General features: G+C 63.8%; 18 protein-coding genes. 10 read left to right on the plus strand and 8 right to left on the minus strand.

The window, feature by feature from the left end:
- Positions 1-87: 87 nt before the first annotated feature.
- From ACR0JC_RS07210 to ACR0JC_RS07220, 3 genes are all read right to left on the minus strand, one after another.
- Positions 88-1,245, minus strand: a complete 1,158-nt coding sequence (locus tag ACR0JC_RS07210; protein WP_170337679.1) for an acyl-CoA dehydrogenase family protein — start codon at positions 1,243-1,245, stop codon at positions 88-90.
- Between the two features lie 108 nt (positions 1,246-1,353).
- A complete protein-coding gene (locus ACR0JC_RS07215) occupies positions 1,354-2,145 on the minus strand; it encodes a TIGR03084 family metal-binding protein (RefSeq protein ID WP_170337676.1) in 792 nt (263 codons plus the stop codon).
- A 48-nt stretch (positions 2,146-2,193) separates the two neighbouring features.
- On the minus strand, positions 2,194-2,757 hold the full coding sequence (locus ACR0JC_RS07220) for a TetR/AcrR family transcriptional regulator (protein WP_170337673.1): 564 nt from the start codon (positions 2,755-2,757) through the stop codon (positions 2,194-2,196).
- A gap of 305 nt (positions 2,758-3,062) precedes the next feature.
- Here ACR0JC_RS07220 and ACR0JC_RS07225 point away from each other — a divergent pair, with 305 nt between their 5' ends.
- From ACR0JC_RS07225 to ACR0JC_RS07235, 3 genes are read left to right on the plus strand one after another with little or no spacing between them, the layout of a single operon-like run.
- Positions 3,063-3,527, plus strand: coding sequence for a nuclear transport factor 2 family protein (locus ACR0JC_RS07225; RefSeq protein WP_170337670.1), 465 nt, complete (start codon positions 3,063-3,065; stop codon positions 3,525-3,527).
- 13 nt (positions 3,528-3,540) lie between these two features.
- Complete coding sequence (locus ACR0JC_RS07230) at positions 3,541-4,155, plus strand: pyridoxamine 5'-phosphate oxidase family protein (protein WP_170337667.1); 615 nt, start codon at positions 3,541-3,543, stop codon at positions 4,153-4,155.
- A gap of 47 nt (positions 4,156-4,202) precedes the next feature.
- Positions 4,203-4,451, plus strand: coding sequence for a hypothetical protein (locus ACR0JC_RS07235; protein WP_174820299.1), 249 nt, complete (start codon positions 4,203-4,205; stop codon positions 4,449-4,451).
- Between the two features lie 68 nt (positions 4,452-4,519).
- Here ACR0JC_RS07235 and ACR0JC_RS07240 read toward each other — a convergent pair whose 3' ends face one another.
- Entirely contained in the window at positions 4,520-5,188 is a 669-nt protein-coding gene (locus tag ACR0JC_RS07240) for a TetR/AcrR family transcriptional regulator (RefSeq protein WP_170337665.1), read from the minus strand.
- Positions 5,189-5,252: 64 nt separating this feature from the next.
- On the opposite strand from ACR0JC_RS07240, the gene ACR0JC_RS07245 reads away from it, so the two are divergent.
- The 6 genes from ACR0JC_RS07245 (at position 5,253) to ACR0JC_RS07270 (ending at position 13,327) form a co-directional block, all read left to right on the plus strand.
- On the plus strand, positions 5,253-6,569 hold the full coding sequence (locus ACR0JC_RS07245) for a flavin-containing monooxygenase (RefSeq protein WP_170337663.1): 1,317 nt from the start codon (positions 5,253-5,255) through the stop codon (positions 6,567-6,569).
- Positions 6,566-7,468, plus strand: a complete 903-nt coding sequence (locus ACR0JC_RS07250; RefSeq protein ID WP_170337661.1) for a bile acid:sodium symporter family protein — start codon at positions 6,566-6,568, stop codon at positions 7,466-7,468. The genes ACR0JC_RS07245 and ACR0JC_RS07250 overlap by 4 nt, the downstream gene beginning before the upstream one ends.
- Complete coding sequence (locus tag ACR0JC_RS07255; RefSeq protein ID WP_170337660.1) at positions 7,465-8,397, plus strand: SDR family oxidoreductase; 933 nt, start codon at positions 7,465-7,467, stop codon at positions 8,395-8,397. Before ACR0JC_RS07250 ends, ACR0JC_RS07255 begins: the two co-directional genes overlap by 4 nt.
- Positions 8,394-9,152, plus strand: a complete 759-nt coding sequence (locus ACR0JC_RS07260) for an SDR family NAD(P)-dependent oxidoreductase (protein WP_170337657.1) — start codon at positions 8,394-8,396, stop codon at positions 9,150-9,152. The genes ACR0JC_RS07255 and ACR0JC_RS07260 overlap by 4 nt, the downstream gene beginning before the upstream one ends.
- Before the next feature lie 133 nt (positions 9,153-9,285).
- A complete protein-coding gene (locus ACR0JC_RS07265; RefSeq protein ID WP_170337655.1) occupies positions 9,286-10,158 on the plus strand; it encodes an NAD(P)-dependent oxidoreductase in 873 nt (290 codons plus the stop codon).
- Between the two features lie 103 nt (positions 10,159-10,261).
- Positions 10,262-13,327: an aminotransferase class III-fold pyridoxal phosphate-dependent enzyme gene (locus ACR0JC_RS07270; RefSeq protein WP_170337653.1), complete on the plus strand. Its 3,066-nt coding sequence runs from the start codon at positions 10,262-10,264 to the stop codon at positions 13,325-13,327.
- 43 nt (positions 13,328-13,370) lie between these two features.
- On the opposite strand, the gene ACR0JC_RS07275 is transcribed toward ACR0JC_RS07270, so the two are convergent.
- Both ACR0JC_RS07275 and hemP read right to left on the minus strand, forming a co-directional pair.
- Positions 13,371-13,847, minus strand: coding sequence for a hypothetical protein (locus ACR0JC_RS07275; RefSeq protein ID WP_170337651.1), 477 nt, complete (start codon positions 13,845-13,847; stop codon positions 13,371-13,373).
- The gene (hemP, locus tag ACR0JC_RS07280) at positions 13,844-14,011 is read right to left on the minus strand and encodes a hemin uptake protein HemP (RefSeq protein WP_005978533.1); all 168 of its coding nucleotides are present in this window, start codon (positions 14,009-14,011) and stop codon (positions 13,844-13,846) included. The genes ACR0JC_RS07275 and hemP overlap by 4 nt, the downstream gene beginning before the upstream one ends.
- A 220-nt stretch (positions 14,012-14,231) precedes the next feature.
- Between hemP and gph the strand changes: the two genes are divergently transcribed.
- A complete protein-coding gene (gene gph, locus ACR0JC_RS07285) occupies positions 14,232-14,906 on the plus strand; it encodes a phosphoglycolate phosphatase (RefSeq protein WP_170337649.1) in 675 nt (224 codons plus the stop codon).
- Between the two features lie 224 nt (positions 14,907-15,130).
- Here the strand turns inward: gph and ACR0JC_RS07290 are convergent, their stop codons facing one another.
- Positions 15,131-16,378, minus strand: coding sequence for an acetate/propionate family kinase (locus ACR0JC_RS07290; RefSeq protein WP_480763600.1), 1,248 nt, complete (start codon positions 16,376-16,378; stop codon positions 15,131-15,133).
- A complete protein-coding gene (locus ACR0JC_RS07295; RefSeq protein ID WP_170337634.1) occupies positions 16,375-17,763 on the minus strand; it encodes a bifunctional enoyl-CoA hydratase/phosphate acetyltransferase in 1,389 nt (462 codons plus the stop codon). Before ACR0JC_RS07295 ends, ACR0JC_RS07290 begins: the two co-directional genes overlap by 4 nt.
- Between the last annotated feature and the right edge of the window lie 228 nt (positions 17,764-17,991).

Raw genomic sequence — 17,991 nt, forward strand, 5'->3', positions numbered from 1 at the left:
CCGCGGCCGAGCATCGCTCGGGCGCGGCCGGGCCCAACCTGAGGAGGCGGCCTGCAAGGGCCGTTGACGACGGGCGGGAGCGACCGGTCAGACGTCGATCGAGCGGGCGATGAGTTCCTTCATCACCTCGTTGGTACCGCCATAGATCATCTGCACCCGCGCATCCGCGTAAAGCCGCGCGATCGGGTATTCCATCATGAATCCATAGCCACCGAACAGCTGCAGGCATTCATGCATGATCTCGTTTTGCACCTCGGACCCCCAGTATTTCACCATCGAGGCGGTGGCCGCATCCAGCTGCCCGGCCTCCAGCTTGGCGATGCAGTCATTGACGAAGCTGCGCAGCACCTCGGCCTTGGTCTTGCATTCCGCCAGCTTGAAGCGGGTGTTCTGGAAATCCATCACCCGTTGGCCGAACGCCTTGCGCTCTTGGGTGTATTTCACCGTTTCAGCGATGGCGAAGTCGATCGCGCCCAGCGCCATGATGCCAATTGTCAGACGTTCCCACGGAAGTTGCTTCATCAACTGATAGAAGCCCTGCCCTTCCTCGGAGCCCAGAAGGTTGGTCATCGGCACCTTGACGTCCTCGAAGAACAGCTCGGCCGTGTCATTGGCCTTCATGCCCAACTTCTTGAGGTTGCGCCCCCGGCGGAAGCCCTCGGCCCCCTCGGTCTCGACCGCGATAAGCGACACGCCCTTGGAACCCAGCGACTTGTCGGTCTTGGCGGCCACGATGATCAGGTCGGCGGTCTGGCCATTGGTGATGAAGATCTTGGACCCGTTCATCCGGTAGGAATTGCCATCCTTCTCGGCGGTGGTGCGGATCGCCTGAACGTCCGAGCCTGTGCCCGGTTCGGTCATGGCCAGCGCGCCGACCATCTCGCCGGAGGCCAACTTGGGCAGCCATTTGCTCTTTTGATCCTCGCTGCCATAAGCGGTGATGTAGTGGGTCACGATCGACTGGATGCCATAGCCCCAGCCCGCATCCCCCCGCGAGGTCTGCTCATAGATCGTGACCGCGTCAAAACCCATGCCGCCACCGACACCGCCGAATTCCTCGGGGATGGCCCCGGCCATCAGCCCGGTTTCCCCGGCCTTCCGCCAGAAATCACGATCGACCACGCCCTGCTCGGCCCAGGCTTCGATGTTGGGCACCAGTTCATCATCCATGAACCGTCCGGCCATTTCGGCAAACATGCGGTGTTCGTCAGTGACCCAAGGGGCGGTCGAAGTAAAAAGGGACATGATTGGTTCTCCGGAATTCTGTTGGCGAAAAGGGTAGCTTTCGCCGCCGATTCCGCCAATCCGGGTGACGCCGCGTCGGTTTGCGCTGCTACGCAACGTCCTTTGGCGTCAATGCCCTACGCGGTGCCGGGCGCCGGGCGGCGGCGGCGTTTCCGGGGCGCCGGCGAAACACTGGGCGATGGCCATCCATTCCTGCGCGACCGGCCCCTGCACCGACAGGCCGGTGTCCGCCACGTTTCGGGTCTGGGTCACAACGCGGGCAAAATCGACGGCCGGCCCTTCGATCAGGTCGGCGCCGGGCGCGCCGAACTCCCACAGCGCCCCCGAAGGCGCGATCAGGCGCAGATGGGGCGTCACCGGAGGAACCGGGCGGCCATGCACCGTGAAAGTCCAGCCAAAGGTGTTCACGCCCAGCACGACGATGTTGCGGATCCGGTCGGTCTCGGGCCGGGTCAGGCCAAGAATGTCGAATACCTCCTGCCCATGCGCCCAAGTCTCCATCTGCCGGGCGGTCATCGAGGACCGCACTGACATGTCCGGCCCCACCCATTTGACCCGCGCCTTGGGGTCCAGCCCCGACCAGTCGCGGCCCATTCGGCTGCATAGATCAGACCATGCGGCGCGCAGATCATGTCCACGCTCAGTGATTGCAGCGTTTTCCATGGCGCGAAAGCCCTCGGCCTGAATGCGCGGCATCACCTGCTGCACCCTTGCATCGAACGCATTCGGGTCGCGCTGTGACAGGTCGGCCATCTGGTTCCAGAAATGCAGGTGCACCAGCACATCGTCGATCGTCCAGTCTTTGAACTGGGTCACGATCTGCCAGTCCGCGGCATCCAGCCCCGTCAGTGCGTCATCAAGAACCTGACATTCTTCCAGAAAATCCGAAGCCTGCTGCATACGCCCCCCTTTTTTCCTGCTTCAGGGACTAAAGCGGGTTTTCATGGGTCAAGCCAGCGCGTTTTTCAGCAAGACGGCAGCCGCCTCTTTGGCGTCCCGCGCGGGATCGCCGTTGCGGAGCAGCACGGCGGTGACGATCGCGCCCTCTTTCAGCAGCAGCAGCTGGCAGGCCAGCTTGTCCGGGTTCCGCGCGCCGGCCTTGCGACACAGGTCGGTGAAATATTCCAGCAGCAGGCGCTTGTGCTCGCCCGCCTGCACATGGATCGGGTGGTCGGGACCCTGGTATTCGGCCCCCGCCTTGATGAACATGCAGCCGCGGAAATTGTCCTCGCGGAACCATTCGTCCAGCGCATCGAACGCGGCCAGCAGTTGATCGGCGGGGGTGTCGGCCAGTTCTTCGATCCGGCGCACGAACCAGTTGCGGAAATTCTCGTCCCGCAGGCGCAGCACCGCCAGGATCAGCTCTTCCTTGGTGCGGAAATGCTTGTACATCGAGGTCTTGGACACGCCGGTTTCGACCACCAGCCGGTCCATTCCGGTGGCGTGAAACCCGTCGCGGTAAAACACCTGCAGTGCTTTTCGGACCAGCTCATCCCGTTTGTTCGGACGCATGATTCGGCTCCTTTGCGTACAGATCAGTACATAATGCCTTTGCCGCGCAGGTGCAATTCACACCGCTGAAATCACTGTTTTTTAAAATTAATATCCGTCCAGAAAGGATGAATGAAAAACTTTTTTCGGCTCAAGGGTTGAAGATATTAACCGATCTGTACACCTTATCAACACAGTTTACTGATCTGTACACCCAAAGGATTTGACCGATGCGACGCCGCGCCAGCCCATTTCCCGCAAGCTATGTTCCCTTCCTTCTGACCCTGGCCCTTCTGGCCGCCACCCTCGCCTGAAAGTCTCTGACCATGCAGCGCCCTCCTCTGCCCCCGTTCACGAAGCAGACCGCCATCGAAAAGGTCCGCAAGGCCGAAGACGCCTGGAACAGCCGCAACCCCGACATCGTGACCCCGGCCTATACCGAGGACAGCCAGTGGCGGAACCGGTCCGAGTTCCTGACCGGCCACGCCGAGATCCACGCCTTTCTGACCCGCAAATGGCGAACCGAACTGGACTATCGCCTGATCAAGGAGCTGTGGGCCTGTGACGGGAACCGCATCGCGGCGCGCTATGCCTATGAATGGCACGACGACAGCGGCCAGTGGTTCCGGTCCTACGGCAACGAGAACTGGGAGTTTGCCGCCGATGGCCGGATGGCCCAGCGACATACGTCCTTGAACGATCTGCCGATCACCGACGCCCAGCGCCTTTTTCACTGGCCCCTGGGGCCACGGCCCGCCGACCATCCCGGCCTGTCCGATCTGAACCTGTGAAAGGAGGCACCCCATGCCACGCGCCTTTTCCGAACTGACCTTCACCCCCGCCGTCCGCGCCCACCAGGAACGGATGGGTTCGGCCGCATCCTATGCAAAGTTCATCGACGGCGGCCCGCAGCAGGGCCACCTGATCGGCCCCGCCGAGCAGGCCTTCATCGAGGCGCGCGACGGGTTCTATCAATCCACCGTGTCCGAGACCGGCTGGCCCTATGTCCAGTATCGCGGCGGCCCGACCGGGTTTCTGAAGGTGCTGGACGACCGGACCATCGGCTATGCCGACTTCTCGGGCAACAAACAGTATATCTCGCGCGGGAATCTGGACGGCAATGACCGGATCGCGCTGATCCTGATGGACTACGCCAACCAGCGCAGGCTCAAGATTCTGGGCCGCGTGGACTTTCGCGAAGGGGCCGATGCCGCGCGCGATCTGTTTCCCGATGGGGCCGAGGCCGAACGCGCGGCGATCATCCATGTCGCGGCGCTGGACTGGAACTGCCCGCGCCACATCACCCCCCGCTTCACCGAGGCCGAGCTGCGCCCGCATCTGAACGAGCTTGGCCGCCAACTGGCCCAACTGCAGGCCGAGAACGACCGCCTGAAGCAGACCCTGGCCCGAAAGGCCTGAGCCACCCCCAAGACCCCGAACCCGTCAGCAACAGGAGTATCAATGCCATGCTACGCGCGATTACCAACACACTTGCCACCCTGACCGCCGGATCGGTCTTCGCCGTCTCGGTCGTGACCGTCGGCTTCTACCTCTCGCCCGAGGCCGTGCGCGCCGACGAGCCAGACCCGTTCCAGACCCAGTTCCGCGCGCAGGCCATCGAAGCGATGCAGGCCGTCTATCCCGGATTTACCCCCTACACAAAATCCAAGGCGCAACCAAAGCCCGAGTCGTCACCCAAGCTGCCGATAAACTGACAATTGAGGGCCGAGATTTTGAATCCCTGCGCGTCTCGGGGACCGCCCGGGTGATCGACTGAGCCGGGTCAGGGCCGAGCGTGGCCCGAGTGCACCATTGCCTCGATCCCCGCGGCGCAGAACTCGACCAGTTGGTCGATCCCGGACAGATCGCCCCCCTGTGACAGCGCCTGCACCCGCCAGGCGCTGTTGAGATGCGCCAGCATCGCCGAGACCGAATAGACCTGGCCAGTGGCCAAAAGCGCCGGGTCGGCCTGCGGATACAGTGCGGCGATCTCACGGATGAAGAACTGAGCGGTGGGGTCGAAACACTCGGCGGCAATATGGCGCCAGCGCGGATCGACCGACACATGCGCCACCAGCCGCCCATAGGCCATCCAACCCGGCCCGCCGGTTTCGGCAAGGCTGACATAGGGGCGGATGAAACAGTCCAGAATGCCCCGCAGGGTCAGCGGGCCCTGCGCGCGCCGATCCTCCAGCGCCTGCTTACGGATCCGGGCAAGCTCGTCGGCGCGGCGTGCGACGGTCTGGAAGAACAGCTCTTCCTTGCCGCCGCCATGATGGTGGACCAGACCCACCTGCACCCCGGCGCGGGCGGCGATTTCACGGATCGAGGCGCCCTCGAATCCCCGCTCGGCAAACAGCGCCTCGGCCGCGTCCAGAATCCGCGCCTTGGTTTCAAGCGACCGGGCCGACGGCGCCCTTTGCCTTTGTTTTTCAATGTATTTCGCGCTCATGTTTTTCATCTTGCCTTATTTTGTACGATCGTTCAAGTTAAGTGCCACGAGCAGGGGAGAGTTCATGACACAAGCGCGCAAGGCATATGCCTTGATCGGCGCAGGTCCGATGGGGCTGGCGGCGGCCAAGGTGCTGAAGGAACAGGGCATCCCGTTCCAGGGTTTCGAGCTGCATTCCGATGTGGGCGGGCTGTGGGATATCGATGCGCCGCGGTCGACCATGTACGAATCCGCGCATCTGATCTCCTCCAAGTCGATGACCGAATTTGCCGATTTCCCGATGGGCGACGACGTGGCCGAATACCCGTCGCACCGGCAGATGCGCGACTATTTCCGGGCCTTTGCCGATCATTTCGGACTGCGCGATCATTACAGGTTCAATACCGAAGTGATCGAAGCATCGCCCCTGGGCGCGCCGGGCGATGGCTGGCGGCTGACCTGGCGGGACGATCAGGGCACACATAGCGGTGAGTTTGCCGGGGTGCTGATCGCCAATGGTACCCTATCCGAGCCCAACATGCCCGATTTTCCCGGCCGGTTCGACGGCGAGTTGATCCACGCCTCGCAGTACCGCTATCCCAGCCAGTTCGACGGCAAGCGGGTGCTGGTCGTGGGCGCGGGCAATTCCGGGTGCGACATTGCGGTCGATGCCATCCATCACGCCGCGCAGTGCGACCTGTCGATGCGGCGGGGATACTTTTTCGTGCCGAAATACGTCTTTGGCAAACCCGCCGACACGCTGGGCGGGATGATCCGCCTGCCCATGTGGCTAAAGCGCCGGATCGACGGGATGATCCTGCGCTGGTTCGTGGGCGACCCGCAGAAATACGGCTTTCCCAAGCCTGACTACAAGCTTTACGAAAGCCACCCGGTGGTGAATTCGCTGGTCCTCTATCACGCAGGCCACGGCGATCTTCGCATTCGCCCCGACATCGACCGGATCGAGGGCCGCACGGTCCACTTCAAGGACGGCAGCGCCAGCGACTATGATATGATCCTGGCCGCCACCGGGTACAAACTGCATTACCCGTTCATCGATCCGAACCTGCTGAACTGGCAGGGCGACGCGCCGCATCTGTACCTGAACGCCATGCATCCTGAACGCGACGATCTGTTCGTGCTGGGCATGATCGAAGCCACCGGGCTGGGCTGGCAAGGACGCCACGAGCAGGCCGAAATGGTGGCGCGCTATATCAAGGGTCTTCAGTCCGGCTGCCCCGTGGCCGCGACGCTGAAGGCGGAAAAACAAAAAGACTATCAGCGCGCCACCGGAGGCATGCAGTACCTGAACCTGCCCCGCATGGCCTATTATGTGGACAAGGCGACCTATCGCAAGGCGGTGACGGACTGGATCGCGCGGTTCCGGAAAGCCCGCGCATGACCGGCATCGACGAGATCACGTTGAATTTCAGCCCCGGCTCGCTGACCCTGCTGAACGCGATTCTGGCGATCGTGATGTTCTCGATCGCCATCGACCTGTCACCACGCGACTTCGACCGGCTGCGGCGCGCGCCCAAGCCGGTGGTGGTGGGGCTGGCCTCGCAATTCCTGGTGCTGCCGGCGCTGACCTTCCTGCTGGTCTGGCTGACCGAGCCGCGCCCCTCGATCGCATTGGGGCTGATCCTGGTGGCGGCCTGCCCGGGGGGTAATATCTCGAATTTCATCACCCATCGTGCGGGCGGAAACGCGGCGCTGTCGGTGTCGATGACCGCCTTCGCCACCATCGGGGCGATCGTGATGACCCCGTTCAACATCGCGCTGTGGGGCGGGCTGTACCCGCCGACCCGCGCCATTCTGCAGCAGACCCAGATCGACCCGGTGCAGATCGCCATCATCGTCGGGCTGATGCTGATCCTGCCGCTGGTTCTGGGCGTGACCCTGAACCAGAAGCGCCCCGCCCTGACGGCGCGGCTGCGCGGGCCGCTGCAGATCCTGTCCATGGCCATTTTCGTGGCCTTCATCGTACTCGCCCTAGCGGCCAACTGGAGTTTCTTCCTGGGCTACGCCGGGGCGGTCGCCGGGCTTGTGATCGCTCACAACGCACTGGCACTGGGGGGCGGTTGGGTTGTGGCCACTCTGACCCGGCTGTCCCCCTTTGACCGGCGAGCAATCACGATCGAGACCGGCATCCAGAATTCGGGCCTTGGGCTGGTGCTGATCTTCGCCTTTTTCAACGGGCTGGGCGGGATGGCAGTGGTGGCCGCTTTCTGGGGAATCTGGCATGCCATCTCGGGGCTGGCGCTGGCGCAACTAATGGCCCGGACCGAGGCCGCCCGATGACCCGCATCCTGATCACCGGTGCTGCGGGCCTGGTCGGCCGCGCCCTGCTGGACGAGCTGAGCGACCATGAGGTGTTTGCCACCGATCTGCGCCGCCCGGACACGCTGCCGGACGAGGTTCCGTTTCTGCGCATGGACGTCACAACGGGCGACCCGGCCCGGGTGATCGCCAAGGTAAAGCCCGAGGTGGTCGTGCATCTGGCCTCGATCGTCACGCCGCCGCCGGGGATGTCGCGGACCGAAGCCCATGCGGTGGATGTGGGCGGCACGCGCAAGGTGGTCGATGCCGCGCTGGCCCATGGCGTGCGGCGGCTGGTCGTCACCTCGTCGGGTGCGGCCTATGGCTATCACGCGGACAACCCGGTGCCGCTGCGCGAAACCGATCCGGCGCGCGGCAACCCCGAGTTTCCCTATTCCGACCACAAGCGGCAGGTCGAGGAATTGCTGGCCGAGGCCCGAACCGCCGCACCGCAGCTGGAGCAGTTGGTGCTGCGGGTGGGCACGGTGCTGGGCGACGGCACCGACAACCAGATCACCGCCCTGTTCCGCAAACCCCGCCTGCTGGCGGTGGCGGGCAGCGACAGCCCCTTTGTGTTCATCTGGACCCGCGATCTGGCCCGCATCCTGAAACGCGCGGCCACCGATGGGCCGCCGGGGGTGTACAACGTCGCCGGGGACGGCGCGCTGAGCGTCGACGATCTGGCGCACGCATTGGACAAACCCGTCCTGCGCCTGCCGGCCTGGGCGCTCAAGGCGGCGCTGGCCGTGGCCCGACCCTTGCGCCTTTCGCGCTACGGGCCTGAACAGGTGCGGTTCCTGCAATACCGACCGGTTCTGGACAATACGGCGCTGAAGACCGTGTTCGGCTATGTCCCGCAGAAGACCAGCGCCGAGGTGTTCGACCTTTGGAAACGGAGTGTGGGCCTGTGAAAACCGCAGTTATCTCGGGCGGAGCCGGCGGGCTGGGTCAGGCGCTCTCGGCCGCGCTGCAAGAGCGTGGATGGCGCGTGGTCCTGCTGGACCTGAAGGTGGATGGGGTGCAGGACACCGCCACGCAGATGGCGATTGCCTGTGATCTGACTGATCCGGAACAACTCGCGCGCGCCGTGAATGATACGCTTGCGCATTGCGACAGCATCGATCTGGTCGTCTACAACGCCGGGATCACCCAGATCTGCGGGTTCGATCAGTCCGACGACGCCAGCCACCGCAAGGTGTTCGAGATCAACTATTTCGCGGCCGTCTCGATGGCCCGCGCCTTTCTGCCCGCGCTGCGCCAGTCGCGCGGGGCCCATCTGGCGATCTCGTCGGTGGCGGGGTTTGCGCCTCTGTATCACCGCACGGCCTATGCGGCCTCGAAACACGCGCTGGAAGGTTTCTTCAAATCGCTGCGGTCCGAAGAACGGCCTCATGGCGTGCGGGTGCATATTGCGGCGCCCTCATTCGTGGCGACCAACCCGGGCCGGGCCGAGCGGCAACCCGATGGCACCGCGCGCCCCGGATCGGCCAGCGACGGCATGGACGAGATGACCCCCGAGGCGGCCGCCCGCGTGATCCTGCAAGGGCTGGATCGCGGGCGGCCCGTCATTCCGGTGGGCCGGGTGGCGCGACTGGCCTGGTGGCTGAACCGGCTGGTCCCACGCCTGTACCAGCGCCTGATGGAGCGCAATATCGGCGGCGCGTGACGCGCCGCCATTATTTGCGGCCTGTTTCCCGGTGCGGGGTTGCCCTTTGGGCGCGGCTTTGCTTTGTCTCTGGCAAGCATTCCGGCCAGTGGGCGTTTCATGTCCCGGACCGGTCACAGGGAGGATCTCGAAAATGGCGAAAGTTGCATTCCTTGGCCTGGGTGTCATGGGCTATCCGATGGCCGGACACCTGCAGGCAGCCGGGCATGAGGTGACCGTCTACAACCGCACCGCGGCCAAGGCGGAGAAATGGGTGTCGCAGCATGGTGGCCAGATGGCGACCACGCCGCGCGGTGCCGCCGAAGGGGCCGAGTTCGTGATGGCCTGCGTCGGCAACGACGACGATCTGCGCATGGTCTGCACCGGCGAGGACGGCGCGTTCGACGGCATGGCCGAAGGCGCGATTTTCGTTGACCACACCACCGTTTCGGCCAAGGTCACGCGCGAACTGTACACTGCGGCCAAGGCGCGCGGGATCTCTTTTGTTGATGCACCGATCTCAGGCGGCCAGGCCGGGGCCGAGAACGGGGTTCTGTCGATCATGTGCGGCGGCGATCAGGCCGCCTATGACCGGGCCGAGCCGGTGATGCAGGTCTATGCCAAGATCTGCCGCCGCATCGGGGACAGCGGCGCGGGCCAGATGACCAAGATGTGCAACCAGATCGCCATCGCCGGGCTGGTGCAGGGCCTGAGCGAGGCGCTGCATTTCGCCGAGAAGGCCGGGCTGGACGGGCGCGCGGTGGTCGAGGTGATCAGCCAGGGGGCCGCCGGAAGCTGGCAGATGTCGAACCGGTACGAGACCATGCTGGACGACCATTTCGACCACGGCTTTGCGGTGGACTGGATGCGCAAGGACCTTGGCATCTGCCTGGATACGGCGGACGAGACCGGGGCCTCGCTGCCGGTGACCGCGCTGGTCGATCAGTTCTACAAGGATGTGCAGAAGATGGGCGGCGCCCGCTGGGACACCTCGTCACTGATCAAACGCCTGCGGGCATTGGGATAAAACGGGGGGCCGTCTGCCCCCCATCGCGCCGCGGCGCGATTCCTCTCGAGGATATTTTTGGCCAGATGAAAAGGGCTCCGGCGCGCACGGGGCGGAAGTTCGAATGAATGATGTCAGTGCATTTTGGGCGGCCGCGCTGCGGCAGGTCTGGGGGATGGACGCCCGGCTCTCGCGGCTGGATGGCGAGTATGACCTGAATTTCCTGGTGCAGGCCACCAATGGGCAGGACTACGTTCTGAAGGTCATGCGGGCCGGGTGTGACCCGCAATTGGTGGATCTGCAGATCAAGGCGTTGGAGCATATCGCAGCCGAGGCCCCCGGGCTGCCGTTTCCCAAGGTGATCCCCGGGCTGGACGGCGGTTTTCTGCCGCAGATCGACGACGACGCGGGACGGCCGCGGCTGGCGTGGCTGTTGGAGCGGCTGCCGGGCCGCTGCTATGCCAAGACGGCGCCGAAATCCGAGGACCTGATCCTGAAACTGGGCCGGGTCTTGGGAGCAACCGATCGGGCGCTGGAGCGGTTTTCGCATCCCGGCCTGGAGCGGCCGGAGTTCAAATGGGACCTGACCCAGGCCGGCTGGATCGCTGATAAGCTGGATGCGGTTGCCGACCTGGATCGCGCGGCCCTTCTGCGCGAGATCTGTGCGCAGTTCGATGCCGTCTCGGGCATGCTGGCCGAGCTGCCCCGGCAGGCCATCCACAATGACGTGAATGACTACAACATCCTGGTCGAAGGAGAGCTGTCGGAGCGCCGGCATGTTTCGGGCCTGATCGACCTGGGCGACATGTGCGCCGCACCGCGGGTGTGCGAACTGGCGATCGCCGGGGCATATGTGGTGCTGGACCACACGCGCCCCGAACGGGCGCTGGCCGCGCTGGTGCGGGGCTATCACGCCGCAAACCGGCTGCGCCTGCAGGAAGTGGACCTGATCTGGCCTCTGCTGCGGATGCGGCTGGCCGTGTCGGTCGTAAACTCCACGCTGATGGCCGCCGAAAACCCGGACGACCCGTATGTGACCATCAGCCAGGCACCGGCCTGGCGGTTTCTCGAGGATGGTTCCGTCAATGGCGAACTGATGTCGGCGCGGCTGCGGGCGGTCTGCGGGCTGCCCGTCACCGACGGGGCCGAGCGCATTCACGCGTACCTGTCCGAACATCGTGGTCAGTTTGCGCAGCTGTTGGGACAAGATCTGTCGGACGTTCCGATGGGTTCGCTGTCGGTCGAAAACTCGACCTGGCCGCAGAACCCGTTTCACATGCCGCTGGACGAGGCCGCGCGGGTGGGCGCGGAATTCGGCGACGGGTTGTGGCTGGGCTATTTCAACGAACCGCGCCTGATCTATGCCGAGCCTGCCTTCCGCAAAGGTCCGTGGAAAGCGTCGGACCGGCGCACGGTGCATCTGGCGGTGGATGTGTTCGCGCCGGCGGGGACGCCTTTGATGGCGCCGCTGAGCGGGCGGGTTGAGGCGGTCGAGAACCGGGCGAACCATCTGGACTATGGCGGCGTGGTAATCCTGCATCACGAAACCCCCGAGGGTGACGCGTTCTATACGCTGTACGGGCATCTGGACCCCGAGGTCTGTGACCGGCTGAAACCGGGCGATCCGGTGGCGCAGGGGGCGGCATTCGCCCGGCTGGGCGATCCCGGCCAGAACGGCGGCTGGGCGTCGCATGTGCATTTCCAGCTGGCCCTGACCACGGCCGGCATGCAGGCCGACTGGCCCGGCGTCGCCGACCCGGACGAGTTGGACCTGTGGCACGCGGTCTGCCCGAACCCGGCGGCCTTACTGAACTTGCCGGACGAGAAAGTCTTCTATCGCCCGACCGACAAGGCGGAGATCCTGAACAAACGGCGGGCGCATTTCGGCGGCAACCTGAGCCTGACCTATGACGACCCGGTGATGCTGGTGCGTGGGTGGAAACATCACCTGTTCGACGAATGGGGACGGCCCTATCTGGATGCCTACAACAACGTGCCGCATGTGGGGCACGCGCATCCGCGCATTCAGGCCGTGGCGGCGGATCAGCTGAAGCGGATGAATTCGAACACCCGATATCTGCATCCGGCGCAGATCGAGTTTGCCGACAAGCTGCTGTCGAAACTGCCCGATCACCTGCAGGTGTGCTTCTTCGTCAACTCGGGCACCGAGGCCAACGAACTGGCCCTGCGCCTGGCGCGGGCGCATAGCGGGGCCAAGGGCATGGTGACGCCCGATCACGGCTATCATGGCAACACCAATGCGGCGGTCGCGATTTCCGCCTACAAATTCAACAAGCCCGGCGGCGTGGGCCAGGCCGATTGGGTGGAACTGGTCGAGGTGGCCGACGACTATCGCGGCCGGTTCAAACGTGACGACCCCGACCGGGCGCAGAAATATGCCGACCGCGTGGACGACGCGATTGCAGCCCTGCAGCGCAAGGGGCATGGGGTGGCCGGATTCATCGCCGAGACCTTCCCCTCGGTCGGGGGTCAGATCATCCCGCCAAAAGGCTATCTGCCAGCGGTTTACGAAAAGATCCGCGCCGCCGGCGGCGTCTGCATCGCCGACGAGGTGCAGACGGGCCTGGGTCGGTTGGGCGAGTACTACTTCGGCTTCGAACATCAGGGCGCGTCCCCCGATATCGTAGTTCTGGGCAAACCCATCGGCAACGGCCACCCCCTGGGCGTGTTGGTCACCACGCGCGAGATCGCCGACAGTTTCGACAACGGGATCGAGTTCTTCTCGACCTTCGGCGGCTCGACCCTGTCCTGCCGGATCGGCAAAGAGGTGCTGGACATCGTCGATGACGAGAGCCTGCAGGAGAATGCCCGCGTGATGGGCGCACGGCTGATGGAAGGTCTGCGCGCGATCGAGGCCGAGTTCGCCTGCGTGGGTGATGTGCGGGGCATGGGGCTGTTTCTGGGGGTCGAACTGATCAACCCCGACGGCTCGGAAGGCACCGAGATCTGCCGATACGTCAAGAACCGCATGCGCGACCACCGCATCCTGATCGGCAGCGAGGGGCCGAAGGACAACATCCTGAAGATCCGCCCGCCTTTGACCATCGAGGCCGAAGATGTGGACATGATCCTGTGGGCGCTGCGGTCTGTGTTGGCCGAGGTGGGCGACTATGCCCCTGCCCCGGTGTGCGACCACAGCCATCACCATGACGGGTGCGGCTGCTGCTGAGAAACGCCCCGGCCGAATTCGGCCAGGGCACTGAACCGCGCTGTCAGTGCAGCACGGCCGAGGGGGTCTGATGGCCGGTGGTCGGCAGTGGAACGGCGGAGGTCATGCGCCGCAGGGCCAGCCCGAACTCTTCGGACAGTGACGCCAGCGCGGGCGCGAAATCGGGGCGTACGATCAAGGCGGCCAGCATCATCGCATCCTCGCGCGCCCCTTCCGAGGCCGCAGCGATCATCTGCGCGAAACAGCTTTCGTCCGCGCCCAGACAGGCGCAGCCCAGCCCGTGCCGGATCAAGGGGCGGCGGGCGTGATGGGCGCACAGGCTGCACAGACGATCCAGCGCCAGCATGGCCAGCTGCCCATGATCGGCGCCCAGCGCGATGTCGAAGTCATGTGCGGCGTCGGCACGGCCGGCGGCCCCGTCACTCCACATCCGCAGGTACATGACGGCACCAGCCTCGATCGGGGTCAGATCGGCCAGCCGTCCGACCGGGGCGCCGCCCCGGGTCGATGCGCCGCTCATTTTGTCAGGATCAATTTACCCGCGCGGGTGATGCGCAGGGTATACAGCTGGTCGCCCAGTTCGATATGGGCCAGGTTGCCGCCCTGCGTCAGGTCCTCGGCCTTGTGGGCCGGCAGCATCGAAACGGCATAGGCTTGGGTCGGATTCGGGTTCTGCGCGTTCATCGGGTCATCTCCGGTTGTGTTCAGGCAAAGCGCCTTTTCCGTTCAACTTTCATGGATCTGGCTGGCCCGGAACCGGGTTGGCTGCGTGTCTTCATGCTTAATCTGATAAAAATACTAAGGTATGTCAAGTGCCGGTTTCCTGCTATTCGCACACCGAACCATTGCGCCCTTGCGGCAGGCCCGTTAGGCCGGGTCTCGGCACTTAGAGACGGGAGCGGAGATGACGGCGGCAATCGTGTTTGATCTGGATGGCACGCTGGTGGACAGCCTGGCCGACATTGCGGCAGCAGCGAACCGGATGCTGGCCGATCAGGGCTATGCGCCCCTGCCCGAAGAAACGATCCGGGGATTCGTCGGCAATGGTCTGCCAAAACTGGTTGAGCGCGTGATCCTCCACTGCGGACTGAGCATTGAGCGCCATTCCGAACTGACACAGGTCACGCTGAACCATTACAGCCAGGCATCAAGTGCGATCACCAGGCCTTATCCAGGTGTCAAAGACGCTCTGCGACGACTGCGGGCTGCAAATATCGCGCTAGGGGTCTGCACCAACAAACCGGAAGCGCCCGCGCAGCATATCCTTGAGGTTCTGGATCTGGCGCAGTTCTTCGACGTGGTGATCGGCGGAGATACAGTGAAATCCCGCAAACCCGACCCCGCCCACCTGACCGCCACGTTCGAGGCACTGGGCACAAACGACGCGCGGGTCTTTGTGGGCGACAGCGAAGTGGACGCAGAAACCGCCCAACGTGCCCAAGTCCCATTTATTCTGTATTCGGAAGGGTATCGAAAGTCGCCGGTCTCGGAACTTCCCCATTCGGCCAGCTTCGACGACTTTGCGCGCCTCCCTGACCTGGCAATGCGCATCACGGGCTTATCTGGCACCGGGCTCTAAGGCTTTGGCCGCCACGGGATTCAACTGATTTTCTGAGGTTTTTGAGGGGCCGGCTGAGGGGGTAGGTAGCCAGCCCCTCTTCGGGGAAAGTGGTAGGCCAAGTTTGACCTTGGTTAATCAGACAATAGCCCAGCCCACCTATGCCCGAAATTGGGGGTTTCCCGTAGAGAGACACTTTTTGCGAAAAATTCGCAGAATTTCCTTCGCTGACGTCTAGCGCCTGATCACTCAGGCCCCGAACCATCGGCCGGGGGCGGCGCTGTTGGGCTCGCTTTGTCCAATAGCGTCTCGTACATGTGCGGATAGACGAAGCGAGCAGCCGCACGGGCGATCACCAGTTCCTCGTTGGTGGGGATGACCATGACCTGAACCCGGGACAGCGGTGTCGAGATAATCCGGGCGTGGTCCGTATTGGCATCATGGTCCAGTTCAATCCCCAACCACCCCATGTTGACGCAAATCCTTTCGCGCACCAGCGCAGAATTCTCGCCGATCCCACCCGTGAACACCACCGCATCCAGCCCGCCCAGCACAGCCGCAAGGGCACCGAGTTCACGCCGCGCACGGAAATTGAAATAGCTGATGGCCCGGCGCGAGCTGCCGCTGTCGGACTTTTCCAGAGTTCGCATGTCGCTGGACAGACCGGACAGACCCAGCAGACCGGATTTGCGATACAGAAGTTCGGTGATCTCATCCACGCTCATGCCCTTCTGGTCCATGAGGTAGAGGACGACACCGGGATCCAACTGGCCGCATCGGGTTCCCATAGGCAGACCGTCTATGGCCGAGAACCCCATGCTGGACCCGACCGAGCGGCCGTGGATCATACCGCACATCGACGCGCCGTTGCCCAGATGCGCCACGATGACCCGGCCGCCATGCAGCAGCGGCGCGGTCTTGGCCAGATGGCCCGAGATGTATTCGTAGCTGAGGCCGTGAAACCCATAACGGCGAACGCCCTTGTCATAATACTCGGTCGGCAAGGCAAACGTATCGTTGACCCAAGGGTGACTGCGATGAAAGGCGGTGTCGAAACAGGCAACCTGCACCGCATCGGGGAACCGCTCGACCGAGGCACGAACGCCGCTGAGGTTGTAGGGCTGGTGCAACGGCGCGAACGGCGAGAGTTCGTCAAGCGCTGCAAGGCTTTCCGGCGTCAGCAAGATCGGTTGATCGTGGTGAGGACCACCGTGAACGATGCGGTGGCCGACGGCTGCAATATTGGCCGCGGGAAATTGCTGGACGATCAGGTCTAGAACATGGTTCAGTGCCTCGTGATGATCGGCAATCCCGTCTGCCACATCACCGCCCAACGTGCGGCCATCCGAGGTTTTGGCGCGGATGGTCGCGCCAGCGGCGCTGATGCGGTCCACGATTCCGGTGCAGATTGCAACCGGGTCATCGGATGGCAACGAAAACAGCCCGAACTTCAGAGACGACGAGCCTGCGTTCAGCGTGATGACATGGCTCATGACCGCCCCCCGGCAATGCGGGCGGCGTGCAGGGCAGCCACGGCGCAGGATGCCAAACGCGCCTTGTCGTCGTCGGCGCGGCTGTTCAGGATGATCGGCACCTTCGCCCCCAGAACCACCCCTGCCGCTTCGGCGTTGGCGATATATGTCAGCTGTTTGGCCAGCATGTTGCCCGCATCCAGATTTGGAACCACAAGTATGTCTGCCTGTCCGGCCACTGGCGAGACAATCCCCTTGATCCGTGCTGCGGCCATGCTGACCGCATTGTCCATGGCCAGCGGACCGTCGACCAACCCTCCTTTGATCTGGCCCCGTTCAGCCATTTTGGACAGCAACGCCGCGTCGATCGAGGACCGAATGGACGGGTTCACCGTCTCGACCGCCGACAATACGCCGACTTTGGGCGTTTCCATCCCGATCGAGATCGCCAGATCAATCGCGTTCTGGGTGATGTCGATCTTGGTTTGCAGATCGGGCTCGATATTGATCGCGGCGTCGGTCACCAGCAGCGGGTGCGGTTGCCCGGGCACGTCCATGACGAACACATGGGTAAAGCGGCGGCCCGCGCGCAATCCCTGATCCTTACGCAATGCGGCCCTCAGCAGATCATCGGTGTGCAGATGCCCCTTCATCAGCGCCCCGGCCCGGCCTTCGACCACAAGGTCGACGGCGATGCGGGCGGCTTCGCTGTGCTCTTCCGCGGCGACAATCTCGAAACCATCCAGCCTTTCGCCCAGTTCCTGCGCCGCCTGCCCGATCAGGTCCGGGCGACCGACAAGTATCGGCTCGATGATCGTTTCCCGCGCAGCCAGGATCGCGCCGCCCAGCGAGTTCGGGTCCTCCGGCGCGACGACGGCGGTCGGGATGGGATCCAGCGGCCGGGATTTCTCCAGCAACGCGTCGAAGTGACGGTGCCGCTGAACGATCAGGCCGGGAACCTCGATTTCGCGGAACGACAGGGCGCGGTCCGGCGCTTTTACCACGGCTTTGCCGCTGACGATGACCGCATCATCCCTGCATCGGGTGACGGTGGTATCCAGGACCACCTCGCGGTTTGCACGCTTTTCCGTGACGACCACGCGCGCCAAAAGCTCGTCCCCGGCCATGGCACGGCCCACGAAGTCGAACTGTTGCGATTTGTAAAGCGTCCCGGCCCCGGGAAGGATGTTTCCCAGAACCGCCGAGATCAGCGCGCCCACGAACAGCGATGGCGCCACCGCCTCGGGCCGGTCGTCTCCATCCCCGTCCTCATGGGCCAGGTGCAGCGGGTTGTGATTGCCCGAATTCGCGGCAAAGGCATAAAAGTCATCCTCGGTGCACAGACGCTTCAGTTCGGCCGTGTCCCCGATTTTGAGCTGATCATAGGGTTTGTTGTGATACTGCATCTGGTTCAACCTGCGAATGCTGCGCGCCGACCGCGGCAATGGCTGGGCCGGGCGACCGGAGCTGTGTTGCCCGGAACCTGATGGATTACACCCGAAATGTCCAACTCATACCCAGGCACGTCACGTCATATTGGCGCGCAGGAAGACCTTGCACCAGCGATGCAACAAGACGTTGACAGCCAACCGGTTTTTTTGGCGCGCCCGCCATCTGGCTTCGGAAAAGGCGAT

It is taken from the genome of Ruegeria sp. CH5, assembly GCF_056537025.1.